The organism is Pseudomonas abietaniphila (assembly GCF_900100795.1).
Lineage (GTDB): Bacteria > Pseudomonadota > Gammaproteobacteria > Pseudomonadales > Pseudomonadaceae > Aquipseudomonas > Aquipseudomonas abietaniphila.
In genome coordinates this window covers 184,292-208,167 of sequence record NZ_FNCO01000010.1, presented here as the reverse complement: position 1 = coordinate 208,167, position 23,876 = coordinate 184,292, and the positions used below count along the sequence as shown (strand labels likewise).

General features: G+C 59.7%; 20 protein-coding genes. 9 read left to right on the top strand and 11 right to left on the bottom strand.

Translation table 11 applies throughout. The features are described 5' to 3' along the window. Positions 1-36: 36 nt before the first annotated feature. Positions 37-1,239 (top strand): zinc metallochaperone GTPase ZigA, encoded by a 1,203-nt coding sequence (zigA, locus tag BLS87_RS20000; RefSeq protein ID WP_074754839.1) that lies wholly within the window; start codon positions 37-39, stop codon positions 1,237-1,239. 144 nt (positions 1,240-1,383) lie between these two features. Here the strand turns inward: zigA and BLS87_RS19995 are convergent, their stop codons facing one another. Next, a complete protein-coding gene (locus tag BLS87_RS19995) occupies positions 1,384-1,755 on the bottom strand; it encodes an NADH:ubiquinone oxidoreductase (protein ID WP_074754837.1) in 372 nt (123 codons plus the stop codon). 54 nt (positions 1,756-1,809) lie between these two features. Between BLS87_RS19995 and BLS87_RS19990 the strand changes: the two genes are divergently transcribed. Then, positions 1,810-2,787, top strand: coding sequence for a CobW family GTP-binding protein (locus BLS87_RS19990; RefSeq protein WP_074754835.1), 978 nt, complete (start codon positions 1,810-1,812; stop codon positions 2,785-2,787). Between the two features lie 20 nt (positions 2,788-2,807). On the opposite strand, the gene BLS87_RS19985 is transcribed toward BLS87_RS19990, so the two are convergent. Further along, complete coding sequence (locus tag BLS87_RS19985; RefSeq protein WP_062379920.1) at positions 2,808-3,200, bottom strand: DUF3301 domain-containing protein; 393 nt, start codon at positions 3,198-3,200, stop codon at positions 2,808-2,810. Between the two features lie 134 nt (positions 3,201-3,334). Here BLS87_RS19985 and pdxY point away from each other — a divergent pair, with 134 nt between their 5' ends. After that, positions 3,335-4,201: a pyridoxal kinase PdxY gene (pdxY, locus tag BLS87_RS19980; RefSeq protein WP_074754833.1), complete on the top strand. Its 867-nt coding sequence runs from the start codon at positions 3,335-3,337 to the stop codon at positions 4,199-4,201. A 175-nt stretch (positions 4,202-4,376) separates the two neighbouring features. Here pdxY and BLS87_RS19975 read toward each other — a convergent pair whose 3' ends face one another. Beyond that, complete coding sequence (locus BLS87_RS19975) at positions 4,377-4,862, bottom strand: acyl-CoA thioesterase (RefSeq protein WP_062379916.1); 486 nt, start codon at positions 4,860-4,862, stop codon at positions 4,377-4,379. A 314-nt stretch (positions 4,863-5,176) separates the two neighbouring features. On the opposite strand from BLS87_RS19975, the gene BLS87_RS19970 reads away from it, so the two are divergent. After that, a complete protein-coding gene (locus BLS87_RS19970) occupies positions 5,177-6,940 on the top strand; it encodes a cation:proton antiporter (RefSeq protein ID WP_074754831.1) in 1,764 nt (587 codons plus the stop codon). Between the two features lie 33 nt (positions 6,941-6,973). Here BLS87_RS19970 and BLS87_RS19965 read toward each other — a convergent pair whose 3' ends face one another. The 3 genes from BLS87_RS19965 to uvrD all read right to left on the bottom strand — a co-directional run bounded on the left by BLS87_RS19965 (position 6,974) and on the right by uvrD (position 10,889). Beyond that, a complete protein-coding gene (locus tag BLS87_RS19965) occupies positions 6,974-7,381 on the bottom strand; it encodes an SMI1/KNR4 family protein (RefSeq protein ID WP_074754829.1) in 408 nt (135 codons plus the stop codon). 130 nt (positions 7,382-7,511) lie between these two features. Further along, entirely contained in the window at positions 7,512-8,363 is an 852-nt protein-coding gene (locus BLS87_RS19960; RefSeq protein ID WP_074754827.1) for a Tim44 domain-containing protein, read from the bottom strand. A 342-nt stretch (positions 8,364-8,705) separates the two neighbouring features. Next, positions 8,706-10,889: a DNA helicase II gene (gene uvrD / locus BLS87_RS19955; protein ID WP_074754825.1), complete on the bottom strand. Its 2,184-nt coding sequence runs from the start codon at positions 10,887-10,889 to the stop codon at positions 8,706-8,708. Positions 10,890-11,169: 280 nt separating this feature from the next. Here uvrD and BLS87_RS19950 point away from each other — a divergent pair, with 280 nt between their 5' ends. The 3 genes from BLS87_RS19950 to BLS87_RS19940 all read left to right on the top strand — a co-directional run bounded on the left by BLS87_RS19950 (position 11,170) and on the right by BLS87_RS19940 (position 14,579). Continuing rightward, the gene (locus tag BLS87_RS19950) at positions 11,170-13,209 is read left to right on the top strand and encodes a putative bifunctional diguanylate cyclase/phosphodiesterase (RefSeq protein ID WP_074754823.1); all 2,040 of its coding nucleotides are present in this window, start codon (positions 11,170-11,172) and stop codon (positions 13,207-13,209) included. Positions 13,210-13,353: 144 nt separating this feature from the next. Then, entirely contained in the window at positions 13,354-14,220 is an 867-nt protein-coding gene (gene hexR, locus BLS87_RS19945) for a transcriptional regulator HexR (protein WP_074754821.1), read from the top strand. A gap of 128 nt (positions 14,221-14,348) precedes the next feature. Then, complete coding sequence (locus tag BLS87_RS19940; RefSeq protein WP_074754819.1) at positions 14,349-14,579, top strand: PA3496 family putative envelope integrity protein; 231 nt, start codon at positions 14,349-14,351, stop codon at positions 14,577-14,579. Here the strand turns inward: BLS87_RS19940 and BLS87_RS19935 are convergent. After that, complete coding sequence (locus BLS87_RS19935; protein WP_074754963.1) at positions 14,533-15,483, bottom strand: LysR family transcriptional regulator; 951 nt, start codon at positions 15,481-15,483, stop codon at positions 14,533-14,535. The two genes, BLS87_RS19940 and BLS87_RS19935, sit on opposite strands and share 47 nt — an antisense overlap. A gap of 197 nt (positions 15,484-15,680) precedes the next feature. On the opposite strand from BLS87_RS19935, the gene BLS87_RS19930 reads away from it, so the two are divergent. Together BLS87_RS19930 and oadA are read left to right on the top strand one after the other, a co-directional pair. Then, entirely contained in the window at positions 15,681-17,096 is a 1,416-nt protein-coding gene (locus BLS87_RS19930) for an acetyl-CoA carboxylase biotin carboxylase subunit (RefSeq protein ID WP_074754817.1), read from the top strand. Positions 17,097-17,107: 11 nt separating this feature from the next. Beyond that, positions 17,108-18,916 carry a sodium-extruding oxaloacetate decarboxylase subunit alpha gene (oadA, locus tag BLS87_RS19925; RefSeq protein WP_074754815.1) on the top strand — a complete coding sequence of 603 codons (1,809 nt, stop codon included), beginning with the start codon at positions 17,108-17,110 and terminating at the stop codon, positions 18,914-18,916. A gap of 151 nt (positions 18,917-19,067) precedes the next feature. Here the strand turns inward: oadA and BLS87_RS19920 are convergent, their stop codons facing one another. The 4 genes from BLS87_RS19920 to BLS87_RS19905 are packed head-to-tail and all read right to left on the bottom strand — an operon-like array spanning position 19,068 to position 23,873. Continuing rightward, positions 19,068-22,046 (bottom strand): autotransporter outer membrane beta-barrel domain-containing protein, encoded by a 2,979-nt coding sequence (locus BLS87_RS19920; protein WP_074754813.1) that lies wholly within the window; start codon positions 22,044-22,046, stop codon positions 19,068-19,070. A gap of 59 nt (positions 22,047-22,105) precedes the next feature. Further along, entirely contained in the window at positions 22,106-22,777 is a 672-nt protein-coding gene (locus BLS87_RS19915) for a GNAT family N-acetyltransferase (protein ID WP_074754811.1), read from the bottom strand. A gap of 15 nt (positions 22,778-22,792) precedes the next feature. Beyond that, complete coding sequence (locus BLS87_RS19910; protein WP_074754809.1) at positions 22,793-23,239, bottom strand: GNAT family N-acetyltransferase; 447 nt, start codon at positions 23,237-23,239, stop codon at positions 22,793-22,795. Further along, positions 23,232-23,873 (bottom strand): FMN-binding negative transcriptional regulator, encoded by a 642-nt coding sequence (locus tag BLS87_RS19905; protein ID WP_074754807.1) that lies wholly within the window; start codon positions 23,871-23,873, stop codon positions 23,232-23,234. The genes BLS87_RS19910 and BLS87_RS19905 overlap by 8 nt, the downstream gene beginning before the upstream one ends. Positions 23,874-23,876: the final 3 nt, after the last annotated feature.

Genomic DNA, 23,876 nt, shown 5'->3' with positions numbered 1-23,876 from the left:
TAAAAAGCACCTGAACCTGCTAATGATGAGATGTCCATGAACCGCCTTCCCGTGACCGTTCTGTCCGGCTTCCTCGGTGCCGGTAAAAGCACCCTGCTGAACTATATTCTGCGCAACCGCGAAAACCTGCGTGTCGCGGTCATCGTCAATGACATGAGCGAAATCAACATCGACGGCAGCGACGTGCAACGTGATGTCAGCCTTAACCGCGCCGAAGAAAAGCTCGTGGAAATGAGTAACGGCTGCATCTGCTGCACCCTTCGCGAGGACTTGCTCGAGGAGGTCAGCCGGTTGGCCAACGATGGCCGTTTCGACTACCTGCTGATCGAATCCACCGGCATTTCCGAGCCGCTGCCGGTTGCAGAGACCTTCACCTTCCGCGACGAGTCCGGGCAGAGTCTCGCCGATATCGCGCGGCTCGACACCATGGTGACGGTGGTCGACGGCCTTAATTTTCTTCAGGACTTCCAGGCGGCTGAAAGCCTGGACAGTCGGGGCGAAACCCTGGGTGAAGACGACGAGCGCTCCATCACCGATCTGCTGATCGAGCAGGTTGAGTTCGCTGACGTGATTCTGATCAGCAAAATTGATCTGATCAGCTCAAGTGATCGACAAGAGTTGTTGGCGATCCTAAAACGGCTTAACAGCCAGGCAGAGATTCTGCCGATGGTGATGGGCGCGGTTCCGCTGGGCAAGATTCTCGATACCGGACGTTTTGATTTCGAGCGTGCGGCCCAGGCGCCGGGCTGGCTCAAGGAACTGCGCGGTGAGCACACCCCGGAAACCGAAGAGTACGGGATCGCATCCACGGCTTATCGGGCGCGTCGACCGTTCCATCCGCAGCGGTTTTTCGACTTCATCAATCAACCCTGGACCAACGGAAAGCTGCTGCGATCCAAAGGCTTTTTCTGGCTCGCGAGTAAACATCAGGACGCAGGGAGCTGGTCTCAGGCGGGCGGTTTGATGCGTCATGGGTTTGCGGGGCGCTGGTGGCGTTTCGTGCCCAAGGCGCATTGGCCGCAGGACGAGGAAAGTACGCAGGTGATCATGCGCAACTGGCTCGCGCAAACCGGAGATTGCCGTCAGGAACTGGTGTTCATCGGTCAGAACATCAACTTCACCCAACTGACGGCTGATCTGGACCGTTGCCTGCTGACCGATGCGGAAATGGCAATCGGTGTCGAGGGCTGGAGCCAACTGGCCGATCCATTTGGAGACTGGTACGGCGACGCGGCGTGAGGTAGCGGGGCAGTTGTGGGAGCGAATTCATTCGCGAAGCGGGAGTGCAGTCAGACATGGCCATATCGCCTGAAACATTCTTCGCGAATGAATTCGCTCCCACAGGGCTTTGTTTATGTGCAGGTTCACTTGACGTTCATCCGCTCACTGCGCTTTCCACACACCCTTGCTTTGCTGCTCGCAAAACGGCTTCAGGAACGCCGCATCGCTGGCGACGCCGTAATAGTGAATGTTCTGCCGATAGGGCATATTGGCGACTTGCGCGTTGTTGCACTGGCCGAACGACCCCGATGGGCATTGTTCCAGGTAGGTGACTTCGACCTTTTGGTCTTTGAGCTGTGGTTTGCAGAAGCCATCGTGAAACAGGTCGGGCGGGATGTTTAGATTTTCCTGGCAGACTTTCACATCAAGCCGTTCGGCCTGGCTGTGAACCACGCAGGACTCAGCCCACGCCTGACTCGACGTCATCGCCAACACCATCAACGCCAGCCGCACGGGCAGCCAGTTTGCTCGCATCGATTACCTCCGTCTGCGCTCGTTTTCGGGAGCGACGTTCAAGAATGGCCGGACATGCTGCAGAACATTCCCACCCATGTCATTGCTGGCCCATTGGGCGCAGGCAAGACCAGCCTGATCAAACACCTGCTGGCCCAGAAACCGGCGAATGAACGCTGGGCGATCCTGATCAATGAGTTCGGCCAGATCGGCCTGGATGCGGCGCTGCTGACCACGGCCGAGGATGGTATCGCACTTGGCGAAGTGGCTGGTGGATGCCTGTGTTGCGTCAACGGGGCGCCGTTTCAGATCGGTCTGGGGCGCCTGCTGCGCAAGGCCCGGCCGGACCGGCTGTTCATTGAGCCTTCCGGTCTGGGTCACCCTGTGCAATTGATCGCGCAGTTGCACGAGGCACCCTGGGTTGGCGTCCTCGCGGTGCAAGCCGGTGTCATGGTGCTCGATGCGCAGGCGCTAGCGGCCGGTAAGGCCTTGCCGCCGACACAGCACGAAGCACTGGCGCAGGCCGGTTTGCTGGTGTTGAACAAGTCTGAAGCACTGGATCAGGGCAAACGTCAGGCGGTCATCGATGCGCTGCCTGCTCGACCCGTCTTCTGGACCGAACGCGGTGCGCTTCCCGTTGATCGGCTGCCCGGCATCAGCGCGCGTGCCAGCGAGGGTGTGGAGAACCCTGTTGTGCCGAACGTCGCTGTGCCGAGGACGCTGAGCCAGTTACCGGCTGTATGGACCGACCCAATGAAGCCAATTTGCCTGAGCCAAGGCCAGGCGGAAGGCTGGAGCATCGGCTGGCGTTGGCATACGGATCGGGTATTCGATGCCCAGAAGGTCCAGAAATGGGTGCAAAGCCTTGATTGGCGTAGGGCCAAGCTGGTTATCCACAGCCCGACAGGATGGGTCTCGGCTAACGCGCTGGAGGGTGGGGCATTGACGTGGTCGCCGAGTGAGTGGCGCAAGGATTCACGTCTGGAACTGATCTTCGCATCGCCGCAAGACGAGGCAGCGTTGAACGCGCAGCTGGCAGCCTGTCTGGCCTAGCAGGGGTTATCCACAGCGAATTACTGCTTCCACTTGTTGTGTTCCTGGCGCCATTCCGCGAGCTGAATGATCTCAGCGGTTGGCTTCGGATTCTTGATCTCGAACGGGTAGGGCGCCAGCTCGATCTGCGCGGTGTGCGCACCGAACATCGTGATGGTACCGGGGTGACGCTGTTCGCCGGTCACGGTGAACTCGAAGTTATACACACGCGCCAGACGCTTGCGGCCTTCATTGTCGCGCTTGAACGTGATGCGACGTAAAGCGACGTTGCCGTCGAGCAGTTCGATGTCCAGTTTGGCGCAGTGCTGTTTGACGCGCTCAAGCGCCCGTTCACGCAGACCATGGGAATGCCACAGCCAAGCGCCAGCGGTCGCCAGCAGCATCAGGACGAATATGTTGCCCAGGGTTAGCATGAAAAGAGAGCTCCCACAGAAGATGTCCAGCTTAACTGCGTCAGGTGACTGACAGCCATAGTCCGATAGCTTAATTTCGCTTCACTTCGTCCGGCTTCGCTACTACTGTGCTGTCCCGGCTTCAGGAACCTGTCATGAAACGTTCGCCTCACCTACTCGCCATCCAGTCACACGTGGTTTTCGGGCACGCCGGCAACAGCGCGGCCGTGTTTCCTATGCAGCGTATCGGCATCAATGTCTGGCCTCTGAACACTGTGCAGTTCTCCAACCACACTCAGTATGGGCACTGGGCGGGTGAAGTGTTGGCGCCGCAGCAGATTCCGGCGCTGGTCGACGGGATCGCGGCGATTGGGGAATTGGGAAATTGCGACGCCGTACTGTCCGGCTATCTGGGCAGCGCCGCGCAGGGGCGAGCGATTCTGACGGCCGTCGAGCACATCAAGCGCGCCAATCCCCGTGCGCTTTACCTGTGCGATCCAGTGATGGGTCATCCAGAGAAAGGCTGCATCGTGCCGCAAGAAGTCAGCGATTTCCTCTTGGATGAAGCGGCGGCAGTGGCTGACTTTCTATGCCCGAATCAGCTGGAACTGGACAGTTTCTCGGGTCGAAAGCCCTCGTCGCTGCTCGACTGTCTGGCGATGGCTCGGGCGCTGCTGGCGAGAGGTCCGAAGGCGATTATCGTCAAACACCTGGATTATCCGGGAAAGCCTGCCGATGGGTTTGAGATGCTCTTGGTGACCGAGCACGAAAGCTGGCACCTGCGCCGACCGTTGCTGGCGTTCCCCCGGCAACCCGTGGGCGTGGGCGATCTGACGTCCGGTCTTTTCCTGTCCAAGGTGTTGTTGGGCGAAGACCTGCGCAGTGCGTTTGAATACACCGCCTCGGCAGTGCACGAAGTGCTGCTGGAAACTCAGGCCTGCGGCAGTTATGAGCTTGAGCTGATCCGGGCGCAGGATCGGATCGCGCACCCGCGGGTCAAGTTTGAAGCGACTCGCCTGTAACACAATGGTCTGTAGGAGCGTGGCTTGTCCCGCGATCGGCGGGGCACCCGCCGTAAATCCGTTTCACGCGTTCGTTCTCACAGACTGCACACAACGTTTCTGCTGCCGGTGCCCGGCAGATCGCGGGACAAGCCACGCTCCTACATTTATCTCGCCATCGACTTGAGTCTGAGAATCAAACCCCGTCTTCCCTGATCTCGCGATAACGCTTTTCCAGTTCCTGACGAATCTGGCGACGCTGTTGCGCTTGCACGTAGCGGCGTTTGTCTTCGCTGGTCTGTGGGCTCAGCGGCGGTACGCTCGCCGGTTTGCGTTGATCGTCCACCGCCACCATGGTGAAGAAGCAGCTATTGGTGTGACGCACCGAGCGCTCGCGGATGTTCTCGGTCACCACTTTGATGCCGACTTCCATGGACGTATTGCCGGTGTAATTGACCGACGCCAGGAAGGTCACCAGCTCGCCGACATGTATCGGCTCGCGGAAAATCACCTGATCTACCGACAGAGTCACTACATAGCGACCGGCGTAACGGCTTGCGCAAGCGTAAGCGACTTCGTCGAGGTACTTGAGAAGGGTGCCGCCGTGCACGTTGCCAGAAAAGTTGGCCATGTCCGGGGTCATCAATACAGTCATCGACAGCTGGGCGTTTCCGGGTTCCATAGCGTGCTCACGGTCAGTTGAGTCAGAAAAATTGGCACCTGTTTCGGTGCTCGATGCAAATCGGTCATCAAGACCCACATTATCGGGACGCTGACAGTTGGCCTGCCGTCACGCCTGTTGCCTATCTGTTTCCATATATTGCACCGGCTTTATCCGCTTTTGTGCGGTGTTAACCTGCGAAAACCCTTGGATGGGGTATTTCCTGCGTTTTGATAAGCCTTTTCTGGCCTTGCTGGCGACTTTTCGTACAGCAGGCGTCCGTCTTTTCGGCAGAAACGCGCATCTTCACGGTTCGTTACAAGGAGTCCGCGCCCATGCATGCCATCAGTTTCATTCAGGACCTGGCCGTTATCATGCTGGTGGCTGGCGTGGTCACCGTGTTGTTCCACCGGCTCAAACAGCCGGTCGTGCTGGGGTACATCGTGGCGGGCTTCATCATTGGTCCGCATACGCCGCCGTTCGGCCTTATCCACGATGAAGACACCATCAAGACCCTCGCCGAACTGGGCGTGATCTTCCTGATGTTCTGCCTGGGACTGGAATTCAGTCTGCGCAAACTGTTCAAGGTCGGTGCCACGGCGTTTATCGCGGCATTCCTCGAAATCATGCTGATGATCTGGATTGGTTACGAAATCGGCCAGTTCTTCGGCTGGAGCACCATGGATTCGCTGTTCCTGGGTGCGATCCTCGCCATTTCTTCCACCACCATCATCGTCAAAGCGCTCAACGACCTGAAAATGAAGAACCAGCGTTTTGCGCAGTTGATATTTGGTGTGCTGATCGTCGAAGACATTCTCGGTATCGGCATCATCGCACTGCTCTCAGGGATTGCCGTCAGCGGCACTGTCAGCTCCGGAGAAGTGTTTTCCACGGTCGGCAAGCTGTCGCTGTTCATGATCGTCGCGCTGGTCATTGGCATTTTGCTGGTGCCACGCCTGCTGGCATATGTGGCGAAATTCGAAAGTAACGAGATGCTGCTGGTGACCGTGCTAGGCCTGTGTTTTGGCTTCTGCCTGCTGGTGGTCAAACTCGAATACAGCATGGTGCTTGGCGCGTTCCTGATAGGCGCAATCATGGCTGAATCGAAACAACTGGCGAAGATCGAGCACTTGGTCGAACCCATTCGGGACATGTTCAGCGCGATCTTCTTCGTGGCGATCGGCTTGATGATCGACCCGCAGATCCTGCTTGATTACGCCTGGCCCATTGTTGTGATCACCGTCGCCGTTGTACTGGGCAAGATGCTGTCCTGCGGCCTGGGCGCGTTCATTGCCGGTAACGACGGCAAGACCTCACTGCGCGTGGGCATGGGGCTGTCACAGATCGGTGAGTTCTCGTTCATCATCGCGGCGCTGGGGATGACGCTTCAGGTCACCAGTGACTTCCTTTATCCGGTCGCCGTGGCAGTGTCGGCGATTACCACACTGCTCACGCCTTATCTGATCAGGGCAGCGGATCCGCTGTCTCACTCACTCGCCGCCATCGTTCCGACGCGTGTGGCCCGGGTGTTCGGTCTCTACGGGGAATGGCTGCGCAGCATTCAGCCACAAGGACAAGGCGCATTGCTTGCGTCGATGATCCGCAAGATCCTGCTGCAGGTCGGCGTGAATCTGGCCCTGGTGGTGGCGATTTTCTTCTGCAGTGCGTATTTCGCCGAGCGAATTGGCGACTATTTCAGTGAGTGGGTCAGTGAGGTGGGTCAGCAAAAAGCCTGGATATGGGGCGCTTCGCTCCTGCTGTCGTTGCCGTTTCTGATTGCGGCGTATCGCAAGCTCAAAGCACTGTCGATGCTGTTGGCTGAAATGGGCGTCAAGCCTGAGATGGCGGGCCGGCATACTGCACGCGTGCGACGGGTGATCGCCGAGGTGATTCCGCTGCTGTCGCTGGTGGTGATTTTCTTGCTGATCGCGTTGCTCTCGGCGAGCATGCTGCCGACCAGTGAATGGCTAATGCTGATCGTACTGGTCGCGGCGGTCGTCGCTGCGGTGCTATGGCGGTGGTTCATACGCGTGCACACACGCATGCAGATCGCGCTGCTGGAAACGCTGGGGAATCATCAGGAGCCTTCGGAGCGTTAAGCTCAGAGGGCTCATGGATGAGCGGTGCGGGTCTCAGCTTTCCAGCCAGACGTCCCGCGCCCAGTGCCAGACCGATTCCCAGCTTTCTTCGGTGACGAGTTCTTCTTCGCCGGACCACAGCACCACGGTGCCGTCTTCCTCGACGCAGTAATAGTCCTCGCCGTCCTGACAGATCGGGATCAGGTCGCGCGGTACACCGGCATCCCAGGCATTAGCTGCCACTTCCGGTAAGTAGGTGTGCAAGCTAGCGTCGGTGACAGTCACCGGCTCCAGGCTGCCGTAAACCACGTCACTGACGGTCAGCAGGAACTCTTTGAAGACAAAAGGGATGTTGATGAACAGCTCTTCTTCGATCTCGACAAGCTGATCTTCGTCCGGCAGCTCAAGCGGGACGGGAACCGGCTCATTGGCTTCACGGAGTTGTTCGATGACTTCTTCCACGACGTGGATCCTCTAACGGTTTGCGCGGGTTATACAGTAGCTCAAGGGCATCACCAAATTAACTGCGCCGTTCCAAAAACAAAACCCCGAAACAAGTTCGGGGTTTTGACTAGAACGGTGCCTCAGAGTTTCAGCCGTTCTGGCGGATACCTGCCACCAGCCAAGGCTGGTTGTCGCCAGGCGCGCGTTCCATGTTCCAGCTTTCGCTGAACACTTCGCCCTGGTCAAAGCGCGAGGTCTTCGACACACCGTTGAAGGTCAGGGTCGCGATGGTCTTGTCGGCGCGATCGTCCAGACCGTCCAGTTGCACGGTCAGGTTGTCGATGTAGGTCGACTGGAAGCCGTCACCCAGGTCCGCACGTTCTTTTTTCAGGAACTGCAGCATTTGTGGGGTCACGAACTCGGCGATCTTGTCCATTTCGTTCGCATCCCAGTGCTGTTGCAGCGACTGGAAGTGCGTACGCGCGGCTTCAAGGAAGCGCTCCTCGTTGAACCAGGCCGGTGCGCTGATCACTGGACGCGCTGCTGCTGCAGGCGAGCCCCCGAACATCGAGTTGGTCTGTTGAGGCTGCTCGAAGGTTTCACGCTGGTACGGCGCGCCCGCTGGAGCCATTTGCGGCTGCTGCTGTTTGCGTCGACGTGCCGCGATGAAGCGGAAGATCACGAAGGCGATGATGGCCATGATCAGGATGTCGAAGAACTGCATGCCCTGGAAACCACCGCCCATGAACATGGAGGCCAACAGGCCGCCTGCAGCGATACCGGCCAGTGGGCCCAGCCATTTGGAAGCACCGCCTGCAGCAGCAGCAGGACGGCCGGCGGCGTTAGGCGCGGCGGCAGGAGCGGAAGGAGCTGTTTGGCGCGCCTGGTGACTTGGCGCCGAGCCCATGCTCTTGCCACCACCGAAACGCGCGGCGTTGGCATCCAGGCTCATGGTGAGCCCGATGACCAGCGCCAAAGCGATGCTTAGAAAACGTTGCATATTGGGAATTCCCGTTTGTGGATTGCACGCGCGCCATATTGAACAGGACAAATGTGTCTGACCAGCGGCCATATGTTTCCGGCTTTTGCGTGGATCTTCAAAGCGCCTGTAATACTTGGGTTGTAGGCCGGTGAAGAAAGTTCTGTAGGAAAGATGGGGGCCGGATGTAGGAATGCAAGTGGGAAGGGGTGTCCGGCGACTGATTACCTGCAATCAGGCGAACCCTTTGTGGAAGCGAATTCATTCGCGACGGGGTTTGTCAGCCTCTGAATCTCTATCGGCTGTACTGGCCTCTGGCGAATGAATTGGCTCCCACAGATTTTGCGCGGTATCAGCGACGGCTCAAACCGGCTCCAGCTTCGCGTAACCCAGCATCAACCATTTGCTGCCTTCGGCGAAATTCACCTGAACCCGCGCCTGGGCACCCGCGCCTTCGAAATTGAGGATCACGCCCTCGCCGAAGACTGCGTGTTGTACGCGCTGCCCCAGCGAGAACTGGCTCTGCGGGATGCCTTCGCCGTCAAACAGACGGCTAGGCGCCATGGTTTTGGAGCCACCGAAAGGACGCGTCACGCTGTTGGACAGCCGCACTTCCTGAATCAGGTTCGGCGGAACCTCGCGTACGAAGCGCGACACCTTGTTGTAGGTCTCGCTGCCGTAGAGGCGGCGGGTTTCGGCGTACGTCAGCACCAGGTGCTGCATCGCCCGCGTGATACCGACGTACGCCAGGCGGCGCTCTTCTTCAAGACGGCCTGGTTCTTCGAGGCTCATCTTGTGCGGGAACAGGCCTTCTTCCATCCCGACCAGGAAGACATACGGGAACTCGAGGCCCTTGGCGCTGTGCAGCGTCATCAACTGAATGCTGTCTTCGTGCTCATCTGCCTGCGTGTCGCCGGCTTCCAATGAGGCATGGCCGAGGAACGCTGCCAGTGGCGTCAGGTCTTCCTCGTCCTCGCTGGTCTCGAAGGCACGCGCGGCGCTGACCAGTTCCTCAAGGTTTTCTACCCGTGCCTGGCCCTTTTCGCCTTTTTCTTCCTGGTGATACGTGATCAGCCCGGATTGTTCGATCACGGTCTGGGTCATCAGGTGAAGCGGCATCTCCATGACCTTGGCCGACAGGTTTTCGATCAGCTCTATAAAGGCACCGAGCGCGCCGGCCGCGCGGCCGGTCAAGCCCTTGTTGGCGACCAGCAAGCGCATGGCTTCCCACATCGACACGTCAGAGTGCCGCGCGTGTTCGCGGATCGCCTCGACGGTCTTTTCACCGATACCGCGCGGCGGGACGTTAATCACGCGTTCCAGCGCCGAGTCGTTGCCGCGACCTTCCAGCAGGCGCAGATACGCCATGGCGTTCTTGATTTCGGCACGTTCGAAGAAGCGCTGGCCGCCATAGATGCGGTACGGAATGCGTTCGCGAAGCAAGGCTTCTTCCAGCACCCGCGATTGGGCGTTGGAGCGATACAGAATGGCGATATCGCTGCGCGACATGCCGGTCTTGATCGCGCTCTCGATGGTTTCGACTACGTAGCGCGCTTCGTCGTGTTCGTTGAAGGCGGCATACAGGCTGATCAGTTCGCCATCGCCGACATCCGTCCACAGCTCTTTGCCCAGGCGGCCGCTGTTGTTGACGATCAGGCCGTTGGCAGCTTTCAGGATGCTCGCGGTGGAGCGGTAGTTCTGCTCCAGACGAATGACTTCGGTGTCCGGGAAGTCATCGGAATACTGATGAATGTTCTCGATCTTCGCCCCGCGCCAGCCGTAAATCGACTGGTCGTCGTCGCCGACCACCATCAGGCTGTCTCCGCCTCGGGCCAGCAGTTGTAGCCAGGCGTACTGCACGGCGTTGGTGTCCTGGAACTCGTCGACCAGAATGTGACGGAAGCGACGTTGATAGTGTTCCAGCAAGCCTTTGTTGTCGCGCCACAGATCCAGCGCCCGCAGCAGCAGTTCGGAGAAGTCGATGACGCTCGCGCGCTGGCAGGCCGCTTCGTAGTTTTCGTAGATCGATTTCATGGTGCTGAGGAACAAGTCCCCAGACGCCTGGATGTGTTTCGGGCGCAGCCCTTCATCCTTTTGCCCGTTGATGAACCACTGCGCCTGGCGTGCAGGCCAGCGTTGTTCGTCCAGGCCCATTTCTCGAATCACACGTTTGACCAAGCGTTGTTGATCGTCGCTGTCGAGGATCTGGAAGGTCTGGCTCAGACCCGCTTCCTGCCAGTGTGCGCGCAGCAGGCGATGCGCCAGCCCGTGGAACGTGCCGACCCACATGCCCGCCGGGTTGATGCCCATCAACTGCTCGATGCGGTGGCGCATCTCGGCGGCGGCCTTGTTGGTGAACGTCACCGACAGGATCGAGTGCGGTGAAGCGTTTTCGACCTGCATCAGCCAGGCGATACGGTGCACAAGCACACGGGTTTTGCCGGAACCAGCGCCGGCCAGGACCAACTGACGACCCAAGGAGGCGGCTACGGCCTGACGTTGGGCATCGTTGAGGGAATTAAGCAGAAGGGAGAGATCATCGCGCATCGGCGCATTCTAGGGTGCCGGGATGGTGTGGGCAAACTCTAACGCTGGCCGGTCGCAAAGTTATGCCTTTCTTCAAACTGTAGGAGCGCGCTTGCCCGCGATTGCTGTCTCGGGGCGACACCATCGGTAACCGGTCCACCCTCATCGCGGGCAAGCTCGGTCCTGCAGGTGTGACGGGTATCCGACCGTCCATACAATTTAATTTTCTGACTGTTTGGTCTCTCCGGTGGCTTGTGTATGCTCCGCTGACGTTCAAGGCTCACTAATTATAAGAACCGCCATGACCCCCAGCTCAGAAGCCCCGGCCGACTCTGTGGCGACACGCCGTGTTATCCACAAACAGTTCGCCACCCAGCTTGCCGTCGAGCGCACACGCCTTCTCTATCAGGGGTCGTTGCTGCCGACCCTGTTCATGTTCATCAATGGTTTGCTCTGCGCCTGGCTGCTCTGGAGCCCGGAGCGCTACGTGCTGGTCAGCGTCTGGGTCGGCTGTCTGTCTGCGCTGGTCTGTCTGCGCGTGCTGCAAGTGGCGGCCTTTCGTGCCGCCTCGCCCGAGCGTCAGGCGCAGCCGATCTGGACGCGCATGTTCCTGGCCGGGGCCTGCGTCAGCGGCCTGACCTTGTCCAGTGCTGCGTTGGTGCTGGTGCCAGTTGAAAGCTTCATTCAGCAAGCCTGGGTCTTCGGGCTGATTGGCGCTGCCTCGTTATCCGCAAGCGTGGCCTATGCTGCGAGCATTCCGGCGTTTCTGACCTTCACCGTCCCGTGCCTGTTACCGCCGATTGTCTACCTGTTCTGGGGTGGCGACGTGCCGTTGCGAGGTTGGGGCTGGCTCGGATTAATTCTGCTGTTGGCGCTGATCGTGGTCGCCGCGCAGGTCAACCGGTTGATCCAGCGCGGCTTGACGCGCCGTTTTCAAAACCTTGCGCTGATCGAACACCTGCAACAGGCACAGGCCAAAAGCGAAGCGCTCAATCGGGAGCTCGCACGACAATACGAGGAGCGCACGCGCTACCTGTCGCATTACGACGAACTGACGGGCCTGGCCAATCGTTCGTTGTTCAATGAGCGGTTACGCGAGGCCAACCAGCGCGTACGTCTGGGCGGGCGAAACCTGGCCTTGCTGCACATCAACCTCGACCGTTTCAAGTTGCTTAACGACAGCCTGGGACATGACGTCGCCGATCAGCTGCTGCGTCTGGTGGGACGTCGGTTGAGTGCTGAGCTGGCAGAGGCCGATACGGTTGCGCGCCTGTCGGCTGACGAGTTTGCGGTGCTGTTCAACACCTACGGCAATTTGACCACGCTGGCCCGCGTGACGACGCGGCTATTGGCCAAGTTGCGTGCCCCGGTATCGGTGTCCGGGCACGAACTGGTGGTCAGTGCATCCATCGGTATCGCGCTGCTGCCGGATTCGGCACGGGACATTGCCGCGCTGGTTTCTCAAGCGAACATGGCGATGCAGCATGCCAAGCACCTGGGCGGGAATAATTTCCAGTTCTACACCGAAAGCCTGCAGGCCCGAACGCTGGAGCGTCTGCAACTGGAGATTCAGTTGCGCCGCGCGATTGAGGACGGTCAGCTTGAGGTGTTCTATCAACCCAAACTTGAATTGGCGACCGGGCGATTGAGCTCGGCGGAAGCGCTTGTGCGCTGGCGTCATCCGGTTCGCGGCATGGTGCCGCCCGGCGAGTTCATCGGGCTTGCGGAAGAGACGGGCCTGATCGCGGACATCGGAGCGTTCGTGCTGCGTCAGGCGTGTCTGCAGGCGCGGGAATGGCAGCGCAGTGGCCTGTCGCCTATCCGTGTGTCGGTGAACCTGTCCGTGCACCAATTGCGTCAAGGCAAGCTGGTGAGCCTCGTGCGCCAAGTGCTTGATGAGGCCGGACTGATGCCCGAATACCTCGAACTCGAACTGACCGAAAGCCAGCTGCTGGACAGCGTCGAACACATCATCAGCACTTTCCAGCAGTTGCGAGAACTGGGCGTGAAGCTTGCCATCGACGATTTCGGCACGGGCTATTCGTCACTGAGCTATCTGAAACGTTTTCCTGTGGACTACGTGAAGATCGACCAGGCTTTTATCCGGGGTCTGAACGAAGGCACGGAGGACGCAGCGATCACCCGGGCGATCATCGCCATGGCGCACAGTCTGGAGTTGAAGGTGGTGGCCGAAGGGGTCGAGAACGCTCAACAGCTGGAGTTCTTGAGAGAGCACAAATGCGATGAGGTACAAGGCTACTTGATCAGTCGGCCGGTGGAGGCCGGTGCGATGGGCGATGTCCTGCGCAAATGTGAAGCCATCGCCTGGAGCCACGCGTGAAAAGTCCTACACTGCAAGGCGACCTGTCATCCAAGACTCATAGGTTGCGAACAGCAAACTCGTTTAGCTGTGCGGTTTGCAGGTCATGTAGTATAACTACAAGAAAGCTACAGCCCGGCCCATCCTTCTATTGAGTCCTGTCCTTTGAATCTGTTGCAGCACATTGCCCAGTCCCGCCATCTCTTGCGTAAGTCAGAGCTCAAGGTAGCCGACCATGTGCTGCTTGATCCGGCTGCCGTGATGCACAGCTCCATGGCCGATCTGGCCCACAGCGTTGGCATCAGCGAACCCACCATCGTGCGTTTTTGCCGTGCCATCGGCTGCACCGGTTTTCAGGATTTGAAACTCAAGCTCGCGCAAAGTCTGGCGGCTGGCGCAAGTTTCGGGCAGTTCGCAATACACGAGGACGACTCGGTCGCCGACTACAGCCTGAAGATCTTCGACACCACGTTGCACACGTTGATGGAAGTGCGGGAGAAGCTTGATCCCCACGCCCTGCAAGCGGCGGTGACGGTCATGGCCGCAGCGCACCGGGTCGAGTTCTACGGTTTCGGTGCTTCAGGCGCCGTGGCGGCGGATGCGCAGCACAAGTTTTTCCGCCTCCTGCTGACGGCGGCCTCGTATTCCGACCCGCACATGCAAGCCATGTCCGCTGTGACGCTCAAGCCTACTGACGTTGCCGTGTGCATCTCTCAGTCGGGGCGTTCGAAAGACCTTCTGATCACCGCCAACCTGGTCCGTGAGAGCGGCGCGAATCTGATCACCTTGTGTCCAAGCCAGACGCCGTTGGCCGAGCTGTCCACGGTCAACCTCGCAATCGATGTGCATGAAGACACTGAGATCTATACCCCGCTGACCTCGCGCATTGCGCACCTGGTGGTCATCGACGTGCTGGCGATGGGCGTTGCCATGGCCCGTGGCCCGAGCCTGGTCAACCACCTCAAAAGCGTGAAGCGCAGCTTGCGCAGCCTGCGTCTGTCGCCGAAGTCGATCAAGTCCGCTGAGGATTGAGCGCTCGCGCTCCTGCATTCGATTGCCAGCTGGCTGCGCAGCGTTCACTAACTTGTAACCCCTACGCCACCTGATCGTCACGGCTCAAGGCCACTCTGTACTCCCGCACACGCAATGGGAGACAGGATATGCCTCGGCACTACGATGACTCGCACCAGCACAGCACCTCCAGCGTCAAGACCCGTCGCCAGCAGGAAGACCAGCGCCGTATGGCGTTTCGACGCGCGATCGAGACGTACTCCGAAGAGCGTCGCTTGAATCAGGAACTCTGCGACTACCTCGACGCCGCCTCGGCCAACTTCTGGCAGGGCGCTAGCGTTTCGGAAGGTGGCCGTCAAAGCGCCCCATTACCTCGCTGATCTGCGCACGTTCGGTGCGGATGAACGCAAGGAAGGCGTGAGCCACCGGCGACAGGCGCTTGTCCCGCGCCTGCACGACGCACCAGCTTCGATACAGCGGCAACTCGGCCACTGGCAACTCTTGCAGCGTGCCGGTGGCCAATTCCAGACTCAGCGCATGTCGCGTCAGCAGTGCAACACCCAACCCCGCAACCACGCATTCGCGCTGCGCCTCCGCTGACGACACTTCCAGCGTGTGCTCAAAGTGGATGCGCTTTTCCTTGAAATACTCTTCGCACGCCTTGCGGGTCCCCGAGCCCGGTTCGCGAACCACCAGTGTCTGGCCTTCCAGGTCCTTCAGCCCCGGGTTGGGCAGCAGGCACAACGGATGGTCCGGGCGCGCCACCGCCACAATGGGGTTGTTCAGGAAGGGCAAGAATTCCAGCCCCATGTCCTGCGGCACCATCGACATCACCACCAGATCGTCGCGGTTATCAGACAGTCGGCGGATCACTTGCGCACGATTGACTACAGTCAGATTGAGCATGACTTCGGGGTACTGGCGCTTGAACGCGGCAAACAGGTGCGGCACGAAGTATTTCGCGCTGGATTCAATCGCCAGCTTCAATTGCCCCTGCAGTGATCCCTGCATGTCAGACAGCTGCATATCCAGGTTTTCCAGCCGTCCGAAGATGTCGCGACTGGCGAGCTGCAGCGCTTGTGCGGCCTCGGTCAGGTAGAGCTTTTTGCCGACGTATTCGAAAAGCGGCTGGCCAATGAGCTCTTCCAGTTGACGAATCTGCAGGCTGACCGCGGGTTGCGTGAGCGACATTTCCTCGGCCGCGCGACTGTATGAACGCAGATCGCACACCTCGTTGAAGATTCGCAGTTGACGCAATGTCATACGCATCAATGACTTACGCAATTTCAGGTCGCTCCGCAAATGGCTGAATGCGTGACTATAAGGTTTTACTTATGTTTAACCCAATTTTTACTCATTTTTGTTAATTGCTGATTCGTCATAGGGTGGCCCCATCGCTGCGACGCAACATGCAGTAACGGAATGTCGCCACGTACTGACCGGGTTTCCGGTCCGTCTGCTCATCGGTCGAGGAAATGCCAGTGATAACAAAAATCCTGATCGCCAATCGTGGAGAAATCGCTGTTCGTATCGTGCGCGCTTGCGCCGAAATGGGCATTCGGTCGGTTGCGATCTATTCCGACGCGGATCGCCATGCGCTCCATGTGAAGCGTGCGGATGAGGCTTACGGCATCGGTTCCGAACCGCTCGAGGGTTATCTGAACCCGCGCAAGTTGGTGAACCTGGCCGTGGAAACCGGTTGCGATGCGCTGCATCCCGGTTATGGCTTCCTCTCGGAAAACGCCGAACTGGCTGAGATTTGCGCTGAACGTGGAATCAGGTTCATCGGTCCGTCCGCTGAAGTGATTCGTCGCATGGGCGACAAGACAGAAGCGCGCCGCAGCATGATCAAGGCCGGTGTGCCGGTGACGCCGGGCACGGAAGGCAACGTTGCCGACATCACCGAGGCTCTGGTGGAAGGCGATCGCATCGGCTATCCGGTCATGCTCAAAGCCACCTCGGGTGGCGGCGGTCGGGGCATTCGTCGCTGCAACAGCCGTGAAGAACTGGAGCAGGCTTTCCCCCGGGTCATTTCCGAAGCGACTAAAGCGTTCGGCAAAGCCGAGGTCTTCCTCGAAAAATGCATCGTCAATCCCAAGCACATCGAGGCTCAGATCCTGGGCGACAGCTTCGGCAATGTGGTGCACCTGTTCGAACGCGACTGCTCGATTCAGCGTCGTAACCAGAAGCTCATCGAGATTGCCCCAAGTCCTCAGTTGACGCCTGAACAACGCGCCTACATCGGCGACCTGTCAGTACGCGCGGCCAAAGCCGTGGGTTACGAGAACGCCGGGACTGTGGAGTTCCTGCTCGCCGAGGGCGAGGTGTACTTCATGGAGATGAACACCCGCGTTCAGGTCGAGCACACCATCACCGAAGAAATCACCGGCATCGACATTGTGCGTGAGCAGATCCGCATTGCGTCCGGTCTGCCGCTTTCGGTCAAGCAGGAAGACATCATTCACCGTGGTTTCGCGTTGCAGTTCCGGATTAACGCCGAAGACCCGAAGAACAACTTCCTGCCCAGCTTCGGCAAGATCACCCGTTACTACGCACCCGGCGGGCCTGGTGTGCGCACCGACACGGCGATCTACACCGGCTACACCATTCCGCCGTTTTACGACTCCATGTGCCTGAAGCTGATTGTCTGGGCGCTGACCTGGGAAGAGGCGATGGACCGTGGCCTGCGCGCGCTGGACGACATGCGCCTGCAAGGGGTGAAAACCACCGCCGCGTATTACCAGGAAATCCTGCGCAACCCGGAATTCCGCAGCGGCCAGTTCAACACCAGCTTCGTTGAAAGCCACCCTGAACTGACCAACTACTCGATCAAGCGCAAACCCGAAGAGCTGGCTCTGGCCATCGCCGCCGCCATTGCCGCCCATGCAGGCCTGTGAGGAACACGTAAATGTCCAAGAAAATCTTCGTTACCGACACCATCCTGCGCGACGCCCATCAATCGCTGCTGGCGACCCGCATGCGCACCGAGGACATGCTGCCGATCTGCGAAAAGCTCGACAAGGTCGGCTACTGGTCACTGGAAGTCTGGGGCGGCGCAACGTTCGACGCCTGCGTGCGTTTCTTGAAGGAAGATCCGTGGGAGCGTCTGCGCCAGTTGCGAGCGGCATTACCTAACACTCGTCTGCAAATGCTGTTGCGTGGTCAGAACCTGCTGGGCTATCGCCATTACAGCGACGATGTGGTCAAGGCGTTCGTGGCCAAGGCCGCTGTCAACGGCATCGACGTGTTCCGCATCTTCGATGCCATGAACGATGTGCGTAACCTGCGCGTTGCCATTGAGGCCGTAAAAGCCGCAGGCAAGCATGCTCAGGGCACCATCGCTTACACCGTAAGCCCGGTTCATACCGTCGAAGCCTTTGTCGCTCAGGCCAAACAGATGGAAGCCATGGGTTGCGACTCCGTCGCGATCAAAGACATGGCGGGCCTGCTGACCCCTTATGCGGCTGGCGAGTTGGTCAAAGCCCTTAAAGCCGAGCAGTCGTTGCCGGTGTTCATTCACTCCCACGACACGGCCGGCCTGGCTGCAATGTGCCAACTCAAAGCCATCGAAAACGGTGCTGATCATATCGACACCGCGATCTCGAGCTTCGCGTGGGGCACCAGCCATCCGGGTACGGAGTCGATGGTCGCCGCGCTGAAAGGCAGCGAATTCGATACCGGACTCGATCTGGAACTGCTGCAGGAAATCGGTCTGTATTTCTACGCGGTGCGTAAGAAATATCACCAGTTCGAGAGCGAATTCACCGCAGTCGACACGCGCGTGCAGGTCAACCAAGTGCCGGGCGGCATGATTTCCAACCTCGCCAACCAGCTCAAAGAGCAGGGCGCCCTGAACCGCATGGGCGAAGTGCTGGCTGAAATCCCCCGTGTTCGCAAGGACCTCGGCTACCCGCCACTGGTGACCCCGACCTCGCAGATCGTCGGTACTCAAGCGTTCTTCAACGTGTTGGCTGGCGAGCGCTACAAGACCATCACCAATGAAGTGAAGCTTTACCTCACGGGCGGTTACGGCAAGGCGCCGGGTCAGGTCGACGAGAAGCTGCGCCGTCAGGCGATCGGTAACGAAGAGCTGATCGACGTGCGTCCAGCCGACCTGTTGAAGCCTGAAATGACCAAGCTGCGCGGCGAAATCGGCGCACTGGCTAAATCCGAAGAAGACGTGCTGACTTATGCGATGTTCCCGGACATTGGGCGCAAGTTCCTCGAAGAACGCGCAGCGGGTACGCTGACACCAGAACCGCTGTTGCCCATTCCAGAGCCGGGCACCGTGGCCAAGGCGAGCGGTGAAGGCGTTCCGACCGAGTTCGTCATCGACGTGCACGGTGAAAGCTACCGCGTGGACATCACGGGTGTGGGCGTCAAAGCCGAGGGCAAGCGCCACTTCTACCTGTCCATCGACGGCATGCCGGAAGAGGTGGTGTTCGAACCCCTTAACGAGTTCGTCGGCGGTGGCATCGGCAAACGAGCCCAAGCCAGCAAGCCGGGCCACGTCAGCACTACCATGCCGGGCAACATCGTCGATGTGCTGGTCAAGGAAGGCGACATGGTCAAGGCCGGTCAGGCCGTGCTGATCACGGAAGCGATGAAGATGGAAACCGAGGTCCAGGCCGCTGTTTCCGGCAAGGTCGTCGCGATCCATGTGGCCAAGGGCGATCGCGTGAACCCTGGCGAGATTCTGGTCGAGATCGAAGGTTGATCCCGATGCGGCAACGATAAACAGCCTCCCGCGCACAGACGCGGGAAAGGCTGACGGTTACCTCTGGGGGAGCTCTCGTGGCTCCTCTTTTTTTTGCCTGCGAAAGGGTGAGGCATTCAGCTTCTGCCTAGAGGGTGTGGCGATTGCTTGATCAAAAGCTCATCTGCCATTGCCCCATCAGCGCATGGTTGCGGCTGTTGCTGCCCAGTTCGCCGTTGTAGCCGACGCTCAGTGTGTGATGAGCGGAGAGGCCCAGGTCGAGTCCGGCTTCGACCATCAGGCTGTCACGATCCAGCGCGGTGCCTTCGACGCTGAAAGCGCTGCCGCCGAGCACGAAGGCCTGACGGGTTTCGCTGTCGACGTCGCCGTAGGTATGGCGCCACCCCAGGCTCCCACGTGGGGTCAGGCTCATGCCGTTCTCCAATTGACTGAGCTGTGCCAGACGTACGCCGAAGGTGCTGCTGACATTGTCCTGGCTCTGGTCATCGACGCTCAATGCGGCCGCACCCCCTTTCTCGGTATAGCGGTCGCGGTGGTAGCGCTGATAACCCAGATTGGCGAACGGTTCGACATTGAGGCGCCCGCTGCCCATGGCATACCCGAGCTCGGCAAAGGCCTGCTGGCTGTCGGCGTCGTAGTTGCCTTTTGGTCGGTCACTGAACCCGTCGAATTGAACGGTGCGTTTGCTCTCACCGTCGTGATTGCTGTAAGCCGCGCCCAGACGCAGGGCAAGCGGGCCGTCCTGACGCTGCGCATAGGCGCCGACATGCCAGCTGTTGACCTTGCCGTCGACGCCGGCGCTGTCCAGGTCGGTGCGTGAATAACCGCCCAGTACACCCATCCGCCACAGAGGCGTCAGCGACCAGTCCACACCCAGCACGCTGCCTTTGGTGCGCTGCTCCAGGCCTGCACTGCCATGTTCGCCGTCGAGCTTGCCGTAGCTGCCGATACCCTGAAGCCAGACACGACCGCGTGCGTTGGGGTCGTTCAGATTGCGCGCGGCATTGGGCACGCCGGTGGCGGCAAGGGCAGGGGTGTCCTTGTCGTCCATACCAACCAGCAGGCTTGAGCCATTGCTCATGCCCTGCATGGCCGACATCATGGTTGCACCGACCTGCGAGGTGCCGCTCAGTGTCGCGCTGGTGAGGTTGGCGTTGCTGCTGCCGGCCAGTTGCTCAATGGCGGAACCGGCAGAAGACGTGCTGGTGTTGAGGAGTGCATTGTAGAGCGCATTGTTTTTGCCGAGCGATGCCAGGCTGGTGGCGGCCTGATTGCCGTTACCGGTGCTGGCGTAATCGGTGAATGCCACATCGTTACGGGTGTACGTCAGGCCCACGAGGGTGGGTTGATAGCTCAGCGTCGGGGTGAGGAACGCATAGTCGCTGCTGACGCTGCCAAAGGTGCCGCTGATGCTGCCCGCTTGCAGCACGGTGTACTGGCTCTGCCACGGGTAAGTGCCAGGGCTGGCGTTGACCACCAGTGAAGCGCCGTTGAGGTTGGCGTTGCCGCTGACCTTGATCGTGGCGCTGCTGCCATCCGCGTCTGCGCCGAAGGCCAGAGTGGAGCTGCGACTCATGTTCAGGTTGCCGTTGACCTGCGCCGCGCCAAGGGACTTGCTGGCGACCAGTGTGCCGTTGACGTTCAAACCGCCGACGATGCCACCACCTGCATAAACGCCACCTTGATCGACCGTCGTGCTGCCTGCGATGCCGCCTTGGTTGATCAGCTCGGCGCCGCTGGACACGCGGCCGCCTTGGCTGAAGTCACCAAGGCCGGTCAGCGTCCAGGTGCCTTGGCGAACCTGCAGGGTTTCGAAGTTCTGACTGGCGCCGAAGCTGCCGCCGAGTGCGTCGTCCATGATCACGGTGTCGTTGCCGGTGCCGCCATCGACCAAGCCGACAAAGCGGCTGTTGTGACCCAACGTCAGGGTGTCGTTGCCGCCTCCCATGTCCAGCGCCAGGCCATTGCTGCCGCTGATCAAGCCGTCGTTGAACACGCTGTCGGCAAAGTCGCCGACCAGCTTCACACCGAAGCCGCCCAGGCCCTCGATCGTGCCGTGGTTGATCAGCGTCGTGGCCGCGACACCAGAGCCGCCGCTTCCATCGTCGACCAGAATGGCGCTGTCCACACTGCTGATCAGTCCTTTTTCAGCGTTGTAGAGGTAACCGCCGCCTGCTGCGATACCTTCGCTGCCGTTGGCGAAGCCGTTCTTGTCGACCCCGCTCGCGCCAAGGCCTTTGATGGTGCCGTAGTTCTCGATGTGGGCGACCAGATCGATGTCTACGCCGTCGCCGTCACCGTTGGGTTGCAGGCCATTGTTGCTGCCGGTGATGGTGCCGTAGTTGATCACTGTGCCCACGCCGTCGGAGCCGAAGCCTGAGCCGTTGCGACCCATTACCGTCCCGAAATTGTTCAGCGTTGCGCCCAGATCGGTGGTGATCCCATGGCGCCCTCCCGAGATCAGGCCGTAGTTATTGACCGTGACACCCGTCGCCGAGTCGATGTCCACGCCGTCGAACTTCTGATCGGCGTTGGTCGAGTCGCCAGACGAGATCTCGCCATAGTTGGTGACAGTGGCATTGCCGCCGGTTTTCATCCCGTCGCTCAGTTCGCCCCGGATCAGTCCCCCTGCACGGTTGATGATGGTCGTGGTCACGCCCGCGCCGCGCACCGCGTCCAGGTCAATGCCTTGGCCGGTGGACGAGCGAATGGTGCCACTGTTATCAATCAGGAGGGTGCCGCTGGGAACGTTGCTGTTGATCCGCAACGCGTCGTCAAAGCCACTGATCGTGGCGCCGGCGCGGTTGGTGATGGAATAGTTGCGCGCTGCGGTTTCGTCACCGCTGCTGTCGAACGCCCGCCCGCCGGTGGACGTGATGGTTCCGCTGTTATCGACGACAACGCCGGCTCCACTGGTTGTGCCTTTGAAGCTGACCGCCTTGCCGCTCGCCGTGATGCCACCGGTGGTGGTCACTGTCAGTTTGTCGGTGCCGCTCAGTTCCACGCCAGCCTGGCCGGGTGTGCTGATCACGATGTTCTGCGGTGCCGGAACGGCGATGGCCTCGGCAGCAAAGCCTCCGGAAACGACTACAGCAATGTGCAGGGCGAGGCGAGACTTGACGCGAGGCATGCAGGACGGCCTTTTTTGTATTATGGGGCCGTCCTGTATAGCGGTTGGATATGACAGGTTTATAACGTGCGCAAATGCTCGAGCGTATTGATCTGCTGTCCGTCGTTGAAGTTATCCACAGCCAGCCACGCTTTGAACGCTGTTTCCAGCGACGGCCATTCGCTGTCCAAGATCGAGAACCAGGCTGTGTTGCGGTTTTTGCCTTTCACCACCATGTGCTGGCGGAAGGTGCCTTCGAAACTGAAGCCAAAGCGTTCCGCAGCGCGCATCGAGCGGGCGTTGTCGGCGTTGCACTTCCATTCGAGGCGACGGTTGCCCAGGGCAAATGATTCCTTGGCGAGCAGATAGACTGCCTCGGTGCTCTTGGGCGTGCGCTGCATCGAAGCGCCGAAGGTCACGTGGCCGATCTCGACGCGACCCTGGCTCGGGACGATGGACATCAGGCTGAGAAACCCGTCCAGCACGCCGGTTTTCTGATCGACGACGGTATAGAACCAAGGGTCGGTCGACGCTTGAAGGCCAGTGAGGTAGTCCTCAAAAGCACCCCGTTCAGTGAACGGGCCTATGGCCAGGTAATCCCAGAGTTTCGGATCGGCGCCCGGGCCTTCCAGTGCTTGCCATAAACCGTCCGCATGACGCGCTGCGTCGAGTTTTTCCAGGCGAATGAAGCGTCCTTGCAGCGTGCGTGAGTCCGGCAGCTTCGCCGATTGCCAGTGTTCAAGGTTCGACATGATCGGATTCCAGTCCTACAGCGGTTTGCGAAATTGAATGTAGCCAGGGCGTTCGGCAATGCGTTCGTACAGCTGAATGGCGGTAGCGTTGGTTTCGTGGGTCAGCCAGTGCACCTTGTCGGCCCCGCCGTTCTTCGCGGCGACGTACACATACTCGATCAGCTTGCGACCGGCGCCTGTGCCCCGTTGCTCGGGGACGACCAGCAAGTCCTGCAGGTAGCAGGAATAGTTGATGCTCCAGTTCGAGCGGTGAAAGATGAAATGCACCATCCCGACGGCCTTGCCGTCTTCCCAGGCTAGCGCCGCGTGAGTGGGTTCGTTGCTGTCGAGAAAGCGCCGCCAGGTGCTTTCGGTCACCGCGTCCGGCAATTCGGTTTTATAGAACGTCAGGTAGGCCTTCCACAATGGCAACCAGGCGTCATGGTCGGCGGCGGTGACGGGACGGATTTCTACGTCAGACACGGGTCTCTCCTTGGCTCATCAAGCGAGCGATTTCCTGATCGTTTTGATCCTGGCTGGTTGCCAGGCCTTTGCTGACGCCGGCAATGTCTTCGGCGCTGCGGTTCTGGTTGAGCTTGCGCTTGCCTTCCAGGCGTTCGATGGGAATGGCAAAACCAACGATACCGTTGAGCATTTTCTGGATGTAGTCATCCGGAGCGTCGCTCACGGCCCAGGGCTCGGCGCGAGCTGCCTCGTGTTTGTCGGTCAGACCGCTGACCACGCGCAGCAGCCGCTCGGGATCGGTGAAGACCTCGGCGCGGCCGTAAGCGTGGACCGCCAGGTAATTCCAGGTCGGTACGACTTTGCCGTGTTCGGCCTTGGCAGCGTAGAACGAAGGGCTGATGTAAGCATCGGGACCTTGAAAGATCACCAGCACTTCAGTGCCCAGCGCGAGTGTTTTCCACTGCGGGTTAGCTTTGGCCAGGTGACCGGTCAGCACGCCGTGGGCGCCCTGAGCGGGATCGAGCAGCAGCGGGACGTGGCTGGCTTGCAGGCCGTTTTCGTCGAAGGTGACCAAGGTTGCCAGGCGCGTGCCTTCGATCTGGCTGTGCAGGCTGGCGAGATCCGCATCGTTGAAATAGCTGGGCGTATACATGAG

Bases quoted from the DNA above. Each gene is read 5' to 3' on its own strand.
- pdxY (WP_074754833.1), top strand. From the start codon at position 3,335: ATGAAACGTTCGCCTCACCTACTCGCCATCCAGTCACACGTGGTTTTC.
- BLS87_RS19985 (WP_062379920.1), bottom strand. From the start codon at position 3,200: ATGCTAACCCTGGGCAACATATTCGTCCTGATGCTGCTGGCGACCGCT.
- BLS87_RS19990 (WP_074754835.1), top strand. From the start codon at position 1,810: ATGCTGCAGAACATTCCCACCCATGTCATTGCTGGCCCATTGGGCGCA.
- BLS87_RS19915 (WP_074754811.1), bottom strand. From the start codon at position 22,777: ATGTCGAACCTTGAACACTGGCAATCGGCGAAGCTGCCGGACTCACGC.
- uvrD (WP_074754825.1), bottom strand. From the start codon at position 10,889: ATGCGCGATGATCTCTCCCTTCTGCTTAATTCCCTCAACGATGCCCAA.
- BLS87_RS19920 (WP_074754813.1), bottom strand. From the start codon at position 22,046: ATGCCTCGCGTCAAGTCTCGCCTCGCCCTGCACATTGCTGTAGTCGTT.
- BLS87_RS19975 (WP_062379916.1), bottom strand. From the start codon at position 4,862: ATGGAACCCGGAAACGCCCAGCTGTCGATGACTGTATTGATGACCCCG.
- oadA (WP_074754815.1), top strand. From the start codon at position 17,108: ATGTCCAAGAAAATCTTCGTTACCGACACCATCCTGCGCGACGCCCAT.
- zigA (WP_074754839.1), top strand. From the start codon at position 37: ATGAACCGCCTTCCCGTGACCGTTCTGTCCGGCTTCCTCGGTGCCGGT.
- BLS87_RS19950 (WP_074754823.1), top strand. From the start codon at position 11,170: ATGACCCCCAGCTCAGAAGCCCCGGCCGACTCTGTGGCGACACGCCGT.
- BLS87_RS19960 (WP_074754827.1), bottom strand. From the start codon at position 8,363: ATGCAACGTTTTCTAAGCATCGCTTTGGCGCTGGTCATCGGGCTCACC.
- BLS87_RS19940 (WP_074754819.1), top strand. From the start codon at position 14,349: ATGCCTCGGCACTACGATGACTCGCACCAGCACAGCACCTCCAGCGTC.
- BLS87_RS19995 (WP_074754837.1), bottom strand. From the start codon at position 1,755: ATGCGAGCAAACTGGCTGCCCGTGCGGCTGGCGTTGATGGTGTTGGCG.
- BLS87_RS19905 (WP_074754807.1), bottom strand. From the start codon at position 23,873: ATGTATACGCCCAGCTATTTCAACGATGCGGATCTCGCCAGCCTGCAC.
- BLS87_RS19970 (WP_074754831.1), top strand. From the start codon at position 5,177: ATGCATGCCATCAGTTTCATTCAGGACCTGGCCGTTATCATGCTGGTG.